We start from the raw sequence: 16,210 nt of genomic DNA on the forward strand, positions 1-16,210 counted from the left end.
CCGCATCCTTTTTTTATTTTCCGTGTTTCAGGATGTGAAAGATCTTTTTGGCCTGGTCCGTGTTGTTTAAAAGCCCCGTAAATGACTCTCTTCCCGGACCGTATGCGTAAACGGGAACTTCTTCGCCTGTATGATCGCCGGTTGTCCAGCCGCTGTTGGTTTTCGCATTAAAGAGCTTAATGATCGCTTTGTAGATGCTCTTGTCAGCATCCTGTTTTGCGGCCGTTTCGATCTGTTTGATTTCAGCTTTTGACCATTTCAGGTCTGTATAACGCGCAAGCACGGAAGATACGGATTTGCCCGCTTTGATTTGGTCAGCCATAAATGCCGGGGTTTTTTTGGCGGCAAGAATCGGTTCAACATGCCAGTTTTTATCGTCATTCGCGCCGATCGTCAATCCGCCGGTGGTATGATCAGCCGTGGCAACGACAAGCGTATGTTTGTCCTTTTTGGCAAATGCGATCGCTGCTTTATACGCTTTTTCAAAATCCTTCATTTCACTCATTGCGCCGACTATATCATTGTCATGTCCCGCCCAGTCAATTTGGCTGCCTTCTACCATTAAGAAAAACCCTTTTTTATTCTTGTTCAGCCTGTCGATCGCTGCCGTTGTCATGTCTTCTAATGAAGGGACGGCGTTTGATCGGTCGATTGCTTTGTCGAGTCCGCCATCGGCAAACAGGCCGAGAATCTTCTTATTACGATCCTTTTTGAGCTCCTGTTTTGATGTCACGTAGCTGTATCCCGCTTTTTTGAAATCCTTTGTTACATTGCGGTCTTTACGGATAAAGTTTGACTTGCCGCCTCCGAGGAGCACATCGACTTTCTGTTTTCCGTTGATGCGGTCATCAAAGTAGCTGCTTGCGATGTCATCCATATTTTTTCGGGATTTGTTATGGGCTCCGAATGCCGCAGGGGTGGCGTGCGCAATCTCCGAAGTTGCGACAAGTCCGGTGGATTTCCCTCTTTGTTTCGCTTCTTCGAGGACGGATTTTACCCGCTTTCCTTTTTTATTGACTCCGATCGCCGCGTTATACGTTTTCACGCCTGTGGCCATTGCCGTGCCAGCCGCCGCGGAATCGGTAATATTGGAATCAGGATCGTCAGGATAAGTCATCATCATACCGGCGAGATTGGGGTCGAATGCCGTCAGTTTCATACCATCCGAAGGCTTTCCTTTGTTAATGACCGAACGGTAGGCGTTCATATAGGGAGCGCCCATTCCGTCGCCGACCATGAAGATGACGTTTCTGATTTCGTTTTTGTCAGGCTGTTTTTTTGCCGCAGCCTGTTCGGAGTGCTGAAGCCCAGCGCCCGCAATCAGACCGGCTGTCAGCACGGATACGGCTGCCGCCGGCAGAAGTTTTGATCGAACCTGTTTAAATAGACTCATTCTCACTCGTCCTCCTTTAATCGTGTCTGCATGTCTAATGGTAGGGGGTGTTTGTAAAGAGCGCCTGTTCCTCCTGTAAATTTCAGGTGAAACATTGTTAGAAATGTAAATTCCGGTGTAAAGTTATGTTTTCAAGAAAGAGTGAAAACCATTCACTTTTTTGAAAAAGACGAGGATTTTTTTAACAAGGGGTTATTTGGAAAATGAACTGCTTTGTTTTTCCAAAATACGAGGATCACAGGAAAAAAACATGACAAATTGACTCGTTTTTCGTCACGTTTGAAATCAAATTGAAATATTTAATACCCTTAAAAACTTTTTTCTAAAACGAATTAGTAAGAAATTTGTCACGGGAAGTCAAGTCTATTTCTAGTGGAAATTGAACCTTATAATAGGAAACAGATAAAAACTTTAAAAAAGAGACACATAAAATAGATAGAATCATTCAGGGAGGAAAATATGAAAAAGCAACTTGTTACAGCAACAACGGCAGTGGTTTTGGGGACGACTTTGTTTGCGGGCGCGGCATCTGCGCAAACGATTAAGGTAAAAAAAGGCGATACATTATGGGGACTTTCAAATCGGTACGGAACGTCAATTAATTCCATTAAATCTGAGAACAAATTAAAATCGGATATCATTTACATCGGTCAGACGCTTTCGATCAACGGTAAATCATCCTCAGGTTCAAGCTCAAGCAGCAAGTCATCATCGTCTACATATAAAGTCGTAAAAGGCGACAGCCTTTGGAAAATTGCGAATAAATATAAAATGACGGTAAACCAATTAAAAAGTTTAAACGGTTTAAAAACGGACCTGATCCGCATCGGACAAGTTCTTAAAGTAAAGGGATCAACTTCCGGTTCAACGTCTTCGGGATCTTCGTCATCAAAGCAGCCTTCATCCAGCCATAATGTTGCACAGACGAGCCTGAATGTAAACAAGCTGATTTCTGATGCGCAATCTTTAACCGGGACGCCGTATGTATGGGGCGGAACAACGACTTCCGGCTTTGACTGCAGCGGATTTATCTGGTACCTGTTAAACAAACAGACGAGTGTCGGCAGAACGAGCACTGCGGGATACTGGAGCTCAATGAAGAGCGTGTCCAGCCCGTCAAGAGGAGACTTCGTCTTCTTTACAACATATCAGGCCGGCCCTTCACACATGGGTGTGTACATCGGAAACAACAAGTTCATCCATGCCGGTTCTGACGGCGTCACAACAAGTGATCTGAATAACAGCTACTGGAAACCGCGCTACCTGGGCGCGAAAAGATTCTAGCAGCGAAAGAAACCCGTTCATCAGAACGGGTTTTTTATTTAGACGGGACAGAGCTCCATTTGTTTCACCTAAAAATGAAAATGTGATAAAAAATCTAAAAAGGTTTTCTTTTTTTCATTTTCATAGAGGGCGATGGCGTATGCGCCCGCGCTCGGCATCTGGGCGAATTCGCACGGAATTTCAATCATGCTGCCTGCGGCGAGTTCGGCCCGTACCGCTGACAGCGGCAGAAATGAGACACCCAGCCCCTCTTTAATAAATCGTTTCGTAATATGCGTCTGTGTCACCTTCATTGTCCTGACGAAAGGGAACTGTATTCTGACCTGGCGGAGCAAATCATCCCAATAGTCAGGATGGTTATGGGTCAAAAGCAGATATTGTCCGAACAGGTCTTTCACTTCATCCGCCTTCCCTGTTCCGGGTTTTCGGCCGGGCGGCGCGACGAGGACAACGGGGTCATTGTACAGGGGGCGGCAAGTGAGGGAAGATGATTGCACCTTTAAGCAGCTCAGTCCGATATCGGCTGAGCCGTTTCTGATTTGAGAGGCGATTTCTTCCGATTCGAAAATGGTGACCGTCATTTCGGTTTCTTTATTGTCCTCTGTATAACGCTTCATGACAGACGGGAGAACGGTGTCGGCGATAAGCGGCGAAACAGCGAGTGTCAGCGTGTGCGAGTAGCCCTGGCGCACCCTGTGCAGTTCCGCCATGCTGTTTTCATAGTCTTCCAAAAGCCTCATGGCAAACGGCACGTATGCTTTTCCTTCTTCGGTCAATTGTATCTTTCGGCCGCTTCGCTGAAACAGCTTGCAGCTGATTTCTTTCTCTAATAATTTTATATGAACGGTGACGGTCGGCTGAGATAAAAAAAGCGTTTCCGCCGTTTTTCTGAAATTCTCATATTTTGCCGCGGTGACGAAGGTGTGAAGCCATTTAAAATCCATAGATGCACTCCTCTGATTAAAAGTTTTAATTAATTCCCTTAAAAATATTCATTATTTTTTAAATATTATATTTACTATAATAACAGAAAGAGGATAAGGGGGAATGAAATTGATTTATCGTGGATTGAAAGGGATTACTTGTGCAGAAACGGCTATCAGCCACATTGACGGAGAAAAGGGGCATTTAATATATCGCGGCTATGATGCGAAGGATATCGCGCTGCAATTCAGTTTTGAAGAAGCGGCGTATCTCATTTTGAACGGGGCGCTTCCTGATGAGCGGCAATTGCTTGCGTTTCAGGAAGAACTTGCAGCCGAGCGCGGGCTTCCGAAACATTTGATCGACTTACTGGAAACGCTTCCGGATGAAATGGACGACATGGCGGTGCTGAGAACGGCTGTTTCAGGTTTGGGCACAGATTCATTTACATATCCGCCCAAGCCGGAAGAAGCGGTTAAACTGATTGCCGTCACACCGACGATTATTGCGTACAGATACCGCCGTAAACAAGGGCAGGAAGCGTTGTCACCTGAGGCGCGATACGGACACGTTGAAAACTATTTGTATATGCTGACAGGCAGGCAGCCGTCCGCAGCCCAAAAGAAAGCGCTTGAAACGTATATGATTCTGGCGATGGAGCACGGGATGAATGCATCGACTTTTTCAGCGAGAGTCACCGTTTCGACTGAATCGGACTTAGTGTCTGCCGTCACTGCCGCACTGGGTACGATGAAAGGGCCGCTGCACGGAGGCGCGCCTTCAGGCGTCACGAAAATGCTTGAAGACATCGGGAAAAAAGAAAATGCAGAAGCGTATTTGGCAGCGAAGCTTATGAGGGGAGAACGCCTGATGGGCTTCGGGCACAGGGTGTACAAAACAAAAGACCCGCGGGCGGAAGCGCTGCGCATAAAGGCTGAAGAAGTGGCGGGAAATGATCCGTCGCTTGACTTGGCGCTTTATGTGGAGAAGGAAGCCATCCGCCTGTTAGAGCAATATAAGCCCGGACGGAAGCTGTATACGAATGTGGAGTTTTACGCAGCGGCTGTGATGCAGGCCATTGATGTCGACAATGATTTGTTTACGCCGACCTTTTCAGCAAGCAGAATGGCAGGCTGGTGCGCACACGTGCTTGAACAGTCCGCTGACAACATGATTTACAGGCCGTCTGCGAAATACACCGGCGCTTTTCCCGAAACGGCTCAGCAGCTTTAATTACCGGCATATTTGTCCGTTTAACTCCCCGCACTGCGTGGTATCGTCTCAGTAATACCAATTGCAGGAGTGTGAGAATATGAATCCGATGGACAGACAGACGGAAGGACAAAAGCCGCAGGTGCAAAAGCGCCAGCCCGGCATTGAGTCAGACATGGAGCCGAAACCGCTCTTGGAGGACCCGGATGTAAAAGGGTCGGGCAGATTAAAAGGAAAAGTCGCCGTCATCACGGGCGGAGACAGCGGCATCGGCGCAGCGGCTGCGATCGCTTACGCGAAGGAAGGGGCGGATCTTGCCATCCTGTACCTAGACGAACATGCCGATGCCGAGAGAACGAAAAAGCGTGCGGAAGAATACCAGGCCGAATGCCTGTTAATTCCGGGAGACGTCGGTGATGAGGCGCATTGTCAAAAGGCGGTCCGCCAAGTCTTAGATCACTACGGAAAAATAGATATTCTCGTTAATAATGCGGCTGAGCAGCATCCGCAAAACGGGATTCTTGATATTACAGCTGAACAGCTGGAGAAGACATTCCGTACAAACATGTTTTCTATGTTTCATATGACAAAAGCCGTGCTGCCTCATCTCAAAAGAGGGAGCGCCATCATTAATACAACGTCTATTACCGCTTATCAGGGAGACACTTCATTGATCGACTATTCGTGCACGAAAGGCGGCATCGTTTCCTTTACGCGTTCAATGGCGATGTCATTGGCCGATCAGGGGATCAGAGTAAATGCGGTGGCCCCTGGCCCGATCTGGACCGCCCTGATTCCGGCAACGTTTACTGAAGAAAAGGTGGAAAAGCACGGTCTGGACACTCCGATGGGAAGACCGGGACAGCCTGCGGAACACGCCGGAGCTTACGTGCTTCTGGCTTCAGACGAATCTTCCTATATGACGGGGCAGACCATTCACGTAAATGGCGGCAGATTTATTTCAACATAATACGCAAGTCTTATCCCGCGCTTTTAAAAAGGGCGGGATTTTTATTTGAACGTACATATGAATACGATTTTCAAAAAATGGAAGTCGCCAGCTGAATCACTAATGTTAATATTTCACAGTGGAGAATCCGCTGAGTTCTGTTTTATGAAAACTAAAAATAATATATAGAATTTTCAAAAAAGTTATTTTCATTTTTATATTTTTCGCTATAATATGACATAGGAGAAAGGAATGATGTGCTGAAACATTTCATGCGAAAAATAAGAATTTAGTCATTATTGCTATTGTTATCTGAATATTCTAACATATATTGGTTTACAAGGAGTGAAGCAGATGAAGGGGAGCGTATTCAGAAAGAAAAGCATTCAGGACCTGCTTGCCGCAACGAGCGGGGAAAAGTCGCTGAAAAGAGAGTTAGGGGCCTTTGATTTGACCCTTCTGGGGATAGGGGCCATCATCGGAACGGGGATTTTTGTATTAACCGGAACAGGCGCTGTCACGGCGGGGCCGGGGCTGACCGTTTCATTTGTCATCGCCGCTCTTGCGTGTTTATTTGCGGCTCTGTCATATGCTGAATTTGCTTCAAGCGTCCCGGTTTCAGGTTCCGTCTACACGTTTACTTATGCGACACTGGGTGAACTTCTCGCGTTTATCATCGGATGGGATTTAATCTTGGAATATATGCTCGCCGTCAGCGCGGTTTCGGTCGGCTGGTCCGGCTATTTTCAATCATTCTTGGCGGGCTTCGGCATTCATCTTCCGACCGCATTAACGGCCGCGCCGGGATCCATTAAAGGCACGGTCACATTCTTTAATCTCCCCGCATTTGTTATCGTGCTTGCGATTACATTCCTTCTCTACTTAGGCATTAAGGAATCGAAGCGGGTCAATAATATTATGGTCATTTTGAAGGTTCTGGTTGTTCTATTGTTTATCGCCGTTGCGGCCGTATATGTCAAACCTCACAACTGGCAGCCGTTTATACCGATGGGGTTCGGCGGTGTTTTCAGTGCCGCGGCGCTCGTTTTCTTCTCTTTTATCGGTTTTGACGCCGTCTCTTCCGCCGCTGAAGAAACGAAAAATCCGGCGAAGGATCTGCCGAAAGGAATTATCTTTTCATTAATCGTCTGCACCGTGCTGTATGTGACCGTATCGGCGATTATGACGGGCGTCGTTCCGTTTGCCCGCTTTGAAGGCGTTGACCATCCCGTGTCTCTCGTCCTGCAGATGGCCGGACAGAATTGGGTGGCCGGGATTATTGATATCGGCGCAGTGTTGGGGATGACAACGGTGATGCTCGTCATGCTGTACGGCCAGACGAGGGTGATGTTTGCCATGTCCCGTGACGGTTTGGTGCCGGGGGCGCTTTCAAAAGTCCATCCGAAGCATAAAACGCCGCACGTGGTGACATGGGTATTCGGCATCCTGTCGGCATTACTCGGCTCGCTCGTCCCGCTTGATGAACTGGCGAAGCTGGTGAACATCGGCACGCTTGCCGCATTTGTCCTGATTTCCGTGGCGGTTATCGTATTGAGAAAGAAACAGCCTGATCTGCCAAGGGCTTTTAAATGTCCGGGGGTTCCCTTTATTCCGATATTGTCCATTCTGTTCTGCGTGTTTTTGATTATTAACCTTGGCGCCACCACCATATTCCGTTTCTTTATCTGGCTGATCATCGGTCTGGTGATTTATTTCTTATATTCGAGAAAGCATTCGAAATTAAACGGGGATTTGTAAGGAGCGGCACCCGCCGCTCCTTTTTATTTTTCGGAATAATGAAACATATTGAAATGGGCTTAAGTTATCGCAGTGAATAAGGGATAATATAGGGCGGAAGGGAAGTGGAAAGTCGTGTCTGACCAAAAAAGGGTTCAATGGGCCTCAAAAATAGGATTTATTATGGCCGCTGCCGGTTCGGCGATCGGCCTGGGAGCCATTTGGAAGTTCCCTTACGTAGCGGGTACGAACGGGGGAGGCGCTTTTTTTCTTGTATTCGTCCTCTTTACCGTGCTTTTAGGCTATCCGCTTTTGCTCGGTGAATTTATTTTCGGAAGACGGAGCCAGACAAATGCGATTGATGCCTACAAACAAGCCGCGCCGAAGTCGGTATGGCACCTCACGGGTTATGTGGGTGTGGCGGCCTGTTTTTTAGTTTTGTCTTTTTACAGTGTTGTCGGCGGGTGGATTTTGCTTTATGTGTTAAAAGCCGTTACCGGTTCTTTATCCGGGCTCACTCAGGAGCAGTACGGCACGGTGTTCGGGACGGTCATTGAAAATCCGATCCAGACTCTCATTGCGCAGCTTGTATTTATGATCATGACGGTGGCGGTCGTCGCAAAAGGCGTGCAGAAAGGGATTGAACGTGTCAGTGCGGTGCTGATGCCGATTTTATTCGTGCTGTTTCTATTGCTTGTGCTGCGATCAGTCACGCTCGATCATGCCGTTGAGGGGATTAGATTTTTATTGGTTCCGCACTTTGAAGATTTGACGCCGGAATCCATCCTATATGCTTTAGGACAGGCGTTTTTTACATTAACGCTCGGTGTTTCGGTCATGGTGACATACAGTTCGTATCTGCCGAAAACCCAAAATCTTCCGGGTTCGGCGGGTTCCATTGTTATGATGAATGTGCTCGTTACGCTGTTTGCGGGACTGGCCATTTTCCCGGCGGTTTTTTCGTTCGGCTTTAAACCGGATGAAGGGCCTACACTGCTGTTTACCGTGCTGCCGGCTGTGTTTGACCGGCTGCCGTTCGGCTCGCTGTTTTTTATCAGCTTTTTGGCGGTCTTTTTCTTCGCCGCGCTGACTTCGGCCTTTTCGATGGTGGAAATTATCGTGGCGACTGTCGGGAAAGGTGATGAAACGAAAAGAAAGAAGCTGTCGTGGACAAGCGGTCTGCTCATTTTCTTAGTCGGAATTCCGTCCTGTTTATCATACGGTGTTCTCGGTGATATTCATTTGTTCGGAAAAACGTTTTTTGATCTTGCGGATTTCACCGTCAGCAATGTGCTGATTCCGCTCGGCGCTTTATTAATATCAATCTTCGTCCCGCTGAAAATACCGAAGCAGGAGCTGTTTGCCGAGATGAAAAGCGGTTCCGCCATCGGCTATCGTTTCTTTCAGGTGTGGTATTTCCTTCTGAAATATCTCGTGCCGCTGGCTATCATCGTCGTATTGCTGCATTTAATCGGCGTTCTTTCATTTTAAAAAAACAGGCCCCCGTAAAAGGGCCTGTTTTTATGTTTAAAAACCGAATTGCAGATTCGTATCAACCGCAACGATCGTATATACACAGACAATGACGAACAGATTGAGAATGACACCGAGCAGTCCCGGGCCCGTCCGTCCTTTTTTAATAAACAGCTCAATGATGCCGAACGGCACAGCGGCCATCGCAAACGGCAGCATCTGATAAGAATAGAAAGTCACATTGCTGATGATTGCCACGTTCAAAAGCAGCAGCGACAAAATCGCGGTACCGACTGATATCCAGCCGAAAACATTATGCTCTTTAAAAATTCTTACCAATTCCATAATTCCACCTCACCGATGTTTGCTGCTTTTACTGTTTTGTTTTTCAGCAGACGTTCGATTTCTTTTGTCGGCCCCGTCACGACAGAGCCGTATACGTTCATTCCGTGATGTTCAACATAGTCGATTCGGCTGCCCAGATTCATGTCTTTGCGTTTCGATATTGCATGCGCCCATTTTTTATGGCGGGACATAAATTCAAGGGCATTGATAAATTGTTCACGGTCTGTCTGTCCTTGCGTTTCGAAAGAGGACACCATCTTGGAATCTTTCCCGGGAAATCCTAACGGCTCGGCGTAAGGACTGTCTTTCAGATTTTTCTCCGTTTCGACCGCGTTCCATAAAAACTTCACATCGTATTTTTTAAAAGTCGAATATACTTGAGAAGAAGGGTAGGCCCTGTCATAAGAAAGATAGACCTCCGCCACGCTTCCTTCAGGCAATTTTTTTAATGTCTGTCCGGCTTTTTCAATCGTGCGTCCCTTTAAGCCGGAAGGATGGGCGAAATAATGCTTTGCCTGTGCCGCGTCTAGATCATAGTAGTTAACGGCAGGCGATTTGACCGTATCTAAAAACATTTCAATCCGTTCTCCGCCGACGGATTTCGTTTTTGTGCCGATCTGCTTTTGCAGCGGAAATTCCGTATTCATTCCAAACAGCTTCACCTGGCTTTTCAGTCCGGAGGTATCGACGAGGACGTTCGGCATTGTGGTCGCCACCGTCACTGCCGCGGTCTCCATTAATTGATTGCCGGTGCTTTCTTTTCCCCCCAGACCGTAATAGAGGTAGCTTCCTAATGTGCAAAGCGGCAAAATCATCAAAGTGGAGATGACGGCGAGAACTGAAATCCGCAAATACGATTTGCGTTTTCCGTATGATAAAATGGCCTTCTGTTTTTCCGGGCTGATGCCGACGTCCCATTCCCGGTCGTCCTGCATTTCGCTTTCAATCAACTCCTGATAGACTTCCAGCTTTTCCAGCTCTTCTTCAAAGGCGGCCATTTCCCGGTCGCTCATTTCTCCATTTTTGTATTGGTAAAAACGCTTTTTAAATTCTTCATTCATCATTAACACCTCTATTATAAAGTGCTTTCAGCCGCTGTCTGGCACGAAATAAAACACTTTTAAAATTAGCCTCTGAAATATTCATAATATGGGATGCTTCTTTGTAATTCAGTTCTTTTAAATAATACAGTGTTAAGGCCTCCCGATAATTGTCGGGAAGTTCGGACATATACCCTGTCAGCACTTCCTTGATTTCAATCTGATGAGCCGGGCTTTGAACAGCCGTCTGAAAAAGGCTCCCAATTAAGTCATCGGAAATGGTCACTTCCTTTTTATGTTTTCTGACATAATCTATAAACGCATTTCTCGCCACTTGAAAAAGCCATGGCTTTACTTTGCTGTGGTCGTAGGAGTGAATGTGTATGTATGCCCTCATAAAGGTTTCCTGCAGCAAATCTTCAGCGAGATGCTTGTCTTTTGTCATGGAGAGCAGGAACCGGTAAACATCATTCATATACATTTGGTAAATTTCATCGATCGTCACTGCCTTTTCTCCCCTCTATGTTATACACGCATAAGAAAGGTTTAAAGTTGCACGTTCCATGCAAACGGCTTAAATTCATTTTCACCTCATCAAACACCATTTCTCTATAGTACCCAAAATCCGTCATAAAAGATAGAGATCGGCGGAGGAAAAATATAATTATTAGTACCAGGTAATAAAAAATATTGTTATAATAGAGAGAGAGAACACTTTTGATCATTACAACAAAGGAAGTGCGTTATGTATAAGTTTTGTGCAAATGCCATCAAATGCATTCTATCCCTGCGCGGAGGAGTGAAAGTGTACAATAAAGAGAATCTTCCGTCTGATAAAGGATTCGTTATCGCGTGCACGCATGCGGGCTGGGTGGACGTCCTCACGCTCGGTGTCGGGATATTGCCCCATCAGATTCATTATATGGCGAAAAAAGAGCTGTTTCAGAAAAAGTGGATCGGACGTTTTTTGAAGAAGATTCACGCGTTCCCGGTTGACCGTGAAAATCCGGGCCCAAGCAGCATTAAAACGCCGATTAAGCTTCTGAAGGAAGGAAAGATTGTCGGGATTTTTCCGAGCGGTACGAGAACATCTGAAGACGTCCCGCTGAAAAGAGGGGCCGTGACCATCGCCCAAATGGGAAAAGCGCCGCTCGTTCCGGCCGCATATAAAGGGCCGTCTACGGGAAAAGCGCTGTTTAAAAAGGGAAAAATGCGGCTTATTATCGGCGAGCCGATTTTTTTGGAGGACTTTTCCGATCTTGCGCCGAAGGAGAGGCTTGCGGCCATGACAGAAGAGCTGAATGCCAGAATTAAAGAGCTTGAGAAAAAACTTGAACAATTGTAAATGAAAAAAAGCTTGCCGTCTGTATCAGACGCGCAAGCTTTTTTGTTATGCTTCTTTTTGTTCGGCGGTTTCCAGCAGTTCATCAAACGCCAGTTTTTTCACTTCGATATATGCGACGTGGTGGCCGTCAATTTCATTAATGATAAATTCACAGCCTTCTTCGATAATCGAGTCGTATTGTTCGACGTCGTATTTCTGGGTAAGGAACCAGCCGCCGATGGTGTCGACCTCGTCATTTTCCAAATGGATGCCGAGGAGTTCGTTCACTTGATCAATCAGGACCTTGCCGTCAAGCATGTAATGGCCGTCGCCGAGTTTGCGGATTTCGTTGATTTCATCGATATCAAATTCATCACGGATTTCCCCGACGATTTCTTCAATAATGTCTTCAACGGTGACAAGCCCCGCGGTTCCGCCGTATTCATCCGACAGAATCGCCATATGAACGCGTTCCTTCTGCATTTTTACAAGCAGATCGTGAATCGGTGCCGACTCAATCACATGGATGATCGGATTGACAAAATCGGTAATCGGCGAGTCGACTGAAACTTCGCCGCTGATGCAGGCGGTCAGCACTTCTTTAATGTTAATAACGCCGATAATATTATCTTTGTCACCCTCTTCGACAGGGTACCGGGTATATTTTTCAATCTGAATGATGTCCATCATTTCAGAAATTTTGATATCATGCGGCAGACTGACGATTTCCGTACGCGGAATCATGATTTCTTTTGCAAGTCTGTCGTCAAATTCAAAGATTTTGTTCACGTATTTAAATTCAGACTGGTTGATTTCACCGCTTTTATAGCTTTCCGATAAAATGATGCGCAGCTCTTCTTCAGAGTGGGCAAGCTCATTTTCAGATACCGTCTCCAGACCGAACGTCTTCGTTAAAAGACGGGCGGAGTTGTTCAGAAGCCAGATAAACGGGAACATGATGCGGTAAAACCAAATGAGCGGTTTCGAAAACAGCATTGAAACGGCTTCCGCTTTCTGGATGGCGACTGTTTTCGGCGCCAACTCTCCCACGACCACGTGTAAGAATGTAATGATCGCATAGGCGAGAATAAATGAAATAATATGCGATAATGAGCTTGGTACGTTTATCTTTGTGAAAAGCGGATGAAGCAAGCGTTCAATCGTTGATTCGCCTAAGACACCAAGACCGATGGAAGTCAATGTTATGCCGAGCTGGCACGCCGATAAATACTCATCTAAATGCGTGGTCACTTTTTTGACACCGATTGCGGCTTTATTTCCTTCTGCTATAAGCTGGTCAACCCGTGAGCCTCTGATTCTGATTATCGCAAACTCAGATGCTACGAAAAATGCCGTCAGCGCGATTAAAACCGCGACTAAAATCAAATTCACAATGTCCAATTAGAACCTTCACTTCTTTTGGGAAGATGAAGGTAACACCTCCTGTTAGTAAGATAATGGTTTAACTTAACAGCAGCATAAATGATTGAAGCACTGCAAGCTTTTCAGGAGCCAGCCTTTTTTTCAGCTGGGCGCGCTCCTCTGGTTCAAGCTTTTCAAACCGATTCAAGATCACGGAGATGTTTTGATTCATGTGATCAATTTCCGATGCCAGATTTCCAATATCGTCAGGCAGGGCTGAAGAGGGAAACTGGTTCTCCAGTCGATCTTTTATATCAGACAGGGCCAATCGCTGCTTTTTACAAGCGACTATAAACTTTAACCGATTAAGTGCAAGTGTATCGTAGTAACGATAGTTCGAACAAGACCTGTCAGGCTTTAAAAGCCCGAGGTTTGTGTAGTAATCCACCGTGCGTTTCGTTACACCGGCAAGCTCTGCTAATTCACTGATGCGATAAGTCTCAGCCCCATCTAAATCCCTCCCCAACCATCACGTTATAGTTATGAGAATAGTTTAATATATGAAGGGGAGTTTGCACAAGTTTATTGTTTTCCGTCTTTCTCCTGAAACGGCGCGGCGGGCTGTCTGAAAAAGCGTTGACTGCGCCATGTAAATCTTTCATAATCATTGTAAATAGAAACGGAAGAAAAAGACAGAAGGGACAGATGACAGTGGCCGGTTTATCACGGGAAGTGACACAGAATCTGGAGAAAGGGTCATGGATACGCAAACTATTTGATGAAGGCGCTCGGCTGAAAAAAGAGTTCGGCGCCGATAAGGTGTTTGATTTTTCAATAGGAAATCCGGTTGCGGAGCCGCCTGAAACATTTAAAAAGGCGCTTTGCGAAGCGGCTGAAACAGGGCGGCACGGATACATACAAAACCAGGGGCTTCCGGAGGCGAGAGAAAAGGTTGCGCGCTTTTTGTCAGAGCGGTTTCAGACAGAAATTTCCCCCAGGCATACAGTCATGACGGTCGGAGCCGGCGGGGCGCTGAATGTCGCGCTGAAAAGCATTTTAAACCCCGAGGAAGAAGTCATCCTTCTTTCGCCTTATTTTGCGGAATATAAAGCGTATGTTGAAAATTACCGCGGCAGACCCGTCATCTGCCCGCTGACTGACTCATTTGAGATTGATATTGAAGCGGTTAAAGATGCGATCACCCCCCGTACGAAAGGACTGATCGTTAATACGCCGCATAATCCGACGGGGACTGTGCTCAGCCAGAAAAACCTTAACGAATTGGGCGCCTTATTAAAAGAAGCCGAAGAGCGGAACGGCCAAAGCATATTTATTTTATTTGATGAACCGTACAGCCAGCTGATCTACGGAGAAGAGCAGGCGAATCCGTTTCAGGCGTATCACCGCGTGATTTTAGTCAGTTCGTTCAGTAAAGATCTCGGCATTGCGGGGGAAAGGCTCGGGTATATCGCGGCAGACGCCCAAATGCCTGAGGGCGATCTTCTGACGGATGCGTTCGTTTTCTGCAACCGGACGCTCGGCTTTGTGAACGCTCCGGTCATGATGCAGCGTGCCGTGGCGAGAATGGATGATCTTTCGATTGACGCTGAACCTTACAGAAAGCGGAGAGACCTTATGGTGGACATCCTCACAGAAGCCGGCTTCGAATTTGAAATGCCGAAAGGAGGCTTTTTCGTCTTTCCGAAATCACCGATTGAAGACGAGGTGGCATTCTGCATGTATGCCGCACAGAAATACAAACTATTGATCGTACCCGGCAGCGGATTTGGAAAAAGCGGCTATTTCCGATTATCTTTCAGCGTGCCTTCAGAACAGATCAGACAGTCGCGCGATATTTTCAAAGCACTGTATCAAGATTTTTCTTCATAGCCTCCAATACATAAAGATGGGAGAACGGACAAATGTCGAGGAGAAATAATGGCACGTCAGACATCAGCATTACAGGAATCGGAGTCTTAACCGCGGTCGGACAAGGCAAGGAGGCGTTTCTCGATGCGCTCATGGAGGGGCGGCACGCCTTTGATGTGATGAAACGGCCCGGCCGGCAGAAAGGCAGTTCGTTTATCGGCGCGGAGCTTAGCGAATTAACGCCGCCGGACGCGCTGTCGAAGCGCTTGTACCGAAGGGCCGCATTATCAGGAAAGACGGCGCTTATCGCTTTATATGAAGCGTGGCATGACGCTCAATTAGACGGCGCTGATCACAGCCGCACCGGTCTGATTATCGGCGGCTCGAATATGACGCAGCGCGAATTGCTGCAGGCCTTTGAGAAAAACGGTGAAACGCCGCAATTTGTAAATCCGACATACGGGCTTTCTTTTATGGATAGTGATTTGTCGGGGCTTTGTACGGAGCAATTCGGGATAAAAGGGCCGGCCTTTACGGTCGGCGGCGCGTCGGCCAGCGGCCAGGCGGCGGTTATTCAGGCTGCTCAAGGAATCAAAGGCGGCCTGTTTGACCGGTGCATCGTGATCGGGGCGCTGGCCGATCTGTCGTACATGGAGTGTCATGCTCTCCGTTCTTTGGGAGCGATGGGCACTGATACATACGCTGAACGGCCTGAAGCCGCCTGCCGCCCGTTTGACCGGCATACGGACGGGTTTATATTCGGAGAGGCGTGCGGGGCGATTGTGCTGGAACGCGCTGAATCTGCCGAACAGAGGGGCGCGCGTTCGTGGGCCGGCTTAAAGGGCTGGGGGATGGCTTCTGATGCGAACCGCAACCCGAATCCTTCAGCAGAGGGCGAAATGACGGTGATCCGCCAGGCGCTGGAGCGGGCCGGTCTTTCAGCAAAAGAGATCGATTACATCAACCCGCACGGCACCGGTTCACCGATCGGTGATAAGACTGAATGCCGGGCGCTTTCTGAAAGCGGCCTGTCGCACGCGCGGATTAATGCGACAAAATCGATTACCGGACACGGTCTGAGTGCGGCCGGAACGGTGGAAATCATTGCTGCTCTCTTACAAATGCGGGAAAACAAGCTTCATCCGATCCGAAACTTAACGGAGCCGATTGACGATTCATTTCAGTGGGTGACCGACGGGCCGAGCGCCCATACCGTACACCATGCGTTAAGCTTAAGCATGGGATTCGGGGGGATTAATACGGCGCTTTGTTTAGAAAATCATTTCCGAAGCAGATAA

At 47.3% G+C, this 16,210-nt stretch carries 15 protein-coding genes; 8 read left to right on the forward strand and 7 right to left on the reverse strand.

Features of this window, described 5'->3' with window-relative positions; genetic code table 11:
• Nucleotides 1–13: 13 nt before the first annotated feature.
• Nucleotides 14–1,393 carry an alkaline phosphatase gene (locus NYE28_RS04900; RefSeq protein WP_077391948.1) on the reverse strand — a complete coding sequence of 460 codons (1,380 nt, stop codon included), beginning with the start codon at nucleotides 1,391–1,393 and terminating at the stop codon, nucleotides 14–16.
• Between the two features lie 459 nt (nucleotides 1,394–1,852).
• Here NYE28_RS04900 and NYE28_RS04905 point away from each other — a divergent pair, with 459 nt between their 5' ends.
• Nucleotides 1,853–2,677 (forward strand): C40 family peptidase, encoded by an 825-nt coding sequence (locus NYE28_RS04905; protein WP_015417118.1) that lies wholly within the window; start codon nucleotides 1,853–1,855, stop codon nucleotides 2,675–2,677.
• A gap of 68 nt (nucleotides 2,678–2,745) precedes the next feature.
• Here NYE28_RS04905 and NYE28_RS04910 read toward each other — a convergent pair whose 3' ends face one another.
• Nucleotides 2,746–3,621, reverse strand: coding sequence for a LysR family transcriptional regulator (locus NYE28_RS04910; protein WP_007409271.1), 876 nt, complete (start codon nucleotides 3,619–3,621; stop codon nucleotides 2,746–2,748).
• A gap of 109 nt (nucleotides 3,622–3,730) precedes the next feature.
• Between NYE28_RS04910 and NYE28_RS04915 the strand changes: the two genes are divergently transcribed.
• From NYE28_RS04915 to NYE28_RS04930, 4 genes are all read left to right on the forward strand, one after another.
• Nucleotides 3,731–4,834, forward strand: coding sequence for a citrate synthase/methylcitrate synthase (locus NYE28_RS04915; protein WP_025284485.1), 1,104 nt, complete (start codon nucleotides 3,731–3,733; stop codon nucleotides 4,832–4,834).
• A gap of 79 nt (nucleotides 4,835–4,913) precedes the next feature.
• The gene (locus NYE28_RS04920) at nucleotides 4,914–5,783 is read left to right on the forward strand and encodes an SDR family oxidoreductase (protein WP_007610321.1); all 870 of its coding nucleotides are present in this window, start codon (nucleotides 4,914–4,916) and stop codon (nucleotides 5,781–5,783) included.
• A gap of 333 nt (nucleotides 5,784–6,116) precedes the next feature.
• The gene (locus tag NYE28_RS04925) at nucleotides 6,117–7,520 is read left to right on the forward strand and encodes an amino acid permease (protein ID WP_012117176.1); all 1,404 of its coding nucleotides are present in this window, start codon (nucleotides 6,117–6,119) and stop codon (nucleotides 7,518–7,520) included.
• A 114-nt stretch (nucleotides 7,521–7,634) separates the two neighbouring features.
• Nucleotides 7,635–8,990: a sodium-dependent transporter gene (locus NYE28_RS04930; RefSeq protein WP_337681274.1), complete on the forward strand. Its 1,356-nt coding sequence runs from the start codon at nucleotides 7,635–7,637 to the stop codon at nucleotides 8,988–8,990.
• Nucleotides 8,991–9,026: 36 nt separating this feature from the next.
• Here NYE28_RS04930 and NYE28_RS04935 read toward each other — a convergent pair whose 3' ends face one another.
• The 3 genes from NYE28_RS04935 to sigM are packed head-to-tail and all read right to left on the reverse strand — an operon-like array spanning nucleotide 9,027 to nucleotide 10,862.
• Entirely contained in the window at nucleotides 9,027–9,317 is a 291-nt protein-coding gene (locus NYE28_RS04935) for an anti-sigma-M factor (RefSeq protein WP_003155315.1), read from the reverse strand.
• The gene (locus tag NYE28_RS04940) at nucleotides 9,305–10,378 is read right to left on the reverse strand and encodes an anti-sigma factor (protein ID WP_337681275.1); all 1,074 of its coding nucleotides are present in this window, start codon (nucleotides 10,376–10,378) and stop codon (nucleotides 9,305–9,307) included. Before NYE28_RS04940 ends, NYE28_RS04935 begins: the two co-directional genes overlap by 13 nt.
• Nucleotides 10,371–10,862, reverse strand: coding sequence for an RNA polymerase sigma factor SigM (gene sigM / locus NYE28_RS04945; RefSeq protein WP_003155312.1), 492 nt, complete (start codon nucleotides 10,860–10,862; stop codon nucleotides 10,371–10,373). Before sigM ends, NYE28_RS04940 begins: the two co-directional genes overlap by 8 nt.
• A 240-nt stretch (nucleotides 10,863–11,102) precedes the next feature.
• Between sigM and NYE28_RS04950 the strand changes: the two genes are divergently transcribed.
• Entirely contained in the window at nucleotides 11,103–11,702 is a 600-nt protein-coding gene (locus tag NYE28_RS04950) for a 1-acylglycerol-3-phosphate O-acyltransferase (protein ID WP_007409265.1), read from the forward strand.
• A gap of 45 nt (nucleotides 11,703–11,747) precedes the next feature.
• Here the strand turns inward: NYE28_RS04950 and NYE28_RS04955 are convergent, their stop codons facing one another.
• Nucleotides 11,748–13,082: a hemolysin family protein gene (locus NYE28_RS04955; protein ID WP_003155308.1), complete on the reverse strand. Its 1,335-nt coding sequence runs from the start codon at nucleotides 13,080–13,082 to the stop codon at nucleotides 11,748–11,750.
• A gap of 61 nt (nucleotides 13,083–13,143) precedes the next feature.
• Nucleotides 13,144–13,569, reverse strand: coding sequence for a MerR family transcriptional regulator (locus NYE28_RS04960; RefSeq protein WP_007409263.1), 426 nt, complete (start codon nucleotides 13,567–13,569; stop codon nucleotides 13,144–13,146).
• Between the two features lie 179 nt (nucleotides 13,570–13,748).
• Between NYE28_RS04960 and NYE28_RS04965 the strand changes: the two genes are divergently transcribed.
• Both NYE28_RS04965 and NYE28_RS04970 read left to right on the forward strand, forming a co-directional pair.
• A complete protein-coding gene (locus tag NYE28_RS04965) occupies nucleotides 13,749–14,933 on the forward strand; it encodes a pyridoxal phosphate-dependent aminotransferase (protein WP_337681276.1) in 1,185 nt (394 codons plus the stop codon).
• A gap of 32 nt (nucleotides 14,934–14,965) precedes the next feature.
• Complete coding sequence (locus NYE28_RS04970) at nucleotides 14,966–16,210, forward strand: beta-ketoacyl synthase N-terminal-like domain-containing protein (RefSeq protein ID WP_015417126.1); 1,245 nt, start codon at nucleotides 14,966–14,968, stop codon at nucleotides 16,208–16,210.

This window comes from Bacillus sp. FSL R5-0443, from assembly GCF_038608285.1.
Taxonomy (GTDB): domain Bacteria; phylum Bacillota; class Bacilli; order Bacillales; family Bacillaceae; genus Bacillus; species Bacillus velezensis.

Excerpts from the sequence above, each read along its gene's own strand:
- NYE28_RS04970 (WP_015417126.1), top strand. The coding sequence starts at position 14,966 with ATGTCGAGGAGAAATAATGGCACGTCAGACATCAGCATTACAGGAATC.
- NYE28_RS04925 (WP_012117176.1), top strand. The coding sequence starts at position 6,117 with ATGAAGGGGAGCGTATTCAGAAAGAAAAGCATTCAGGACCTGCTTGCC.
- NYE28_RS04910 (WP_007409271.1), bottom strand. The coding sequence starts at position 3,621 with ATGGATTTTAAATGGCTTCACACCTTCGTCACCGCGGCAAAATATGAG.
- NYE28_RS04900 (WP_077391948.1), bottom strand. The coding sequence starts at position 1,393 with ATGAGTCTATTTAAACAGGTTCGATCAAAACTTCTGCCGGCGGCAGCC.
- NYE28_RS04905 (WP_015417118.1), top strand. The coding sequence starts at position 1,853 with ATGAAAAAGCAACTTGTTACAGCAACAACGGCAGTGGTTTTGGGGACG.
- NYE28_RS04940 (WP_337681275.1), bottom strand. The coding sequence starts at position 10,378 with ATGAATGAAGAATTTAAAAAGCGTTTTTACCAATACAAAAATGGAGAA.
- NYE28_RS04920 (WP_007610321.1), top strand. The coding sequence starts at position 4,914 with ATGAATCCGATGGACAGACAGACGGAAGGACAAAAGCCGCAGGTGCAA.
- NYE28_RS04935 (WP_003155315.1), bottom strand. The coding sequence starts at position 9,317 with ATGGAATTGGTAAGAATTTTTAAAGAGCATAATGTTTTCGGCTGGATA.
- NYE28_RS04950 (WP_007409265.1), top strand. The coding sequence starts at position 11,103 with ATGTATAAGTTTTGTGCAAATGCCATCAAATGCATTCTATCCCTGCGC.
- NYE28_RS04965 (WP_337681276.1), top strand. The coding sequence starts at position 13,749 with ATGACAGTGGCCGGTTTATCACGGGAAGTGACACAGAATCTGGAGAAA.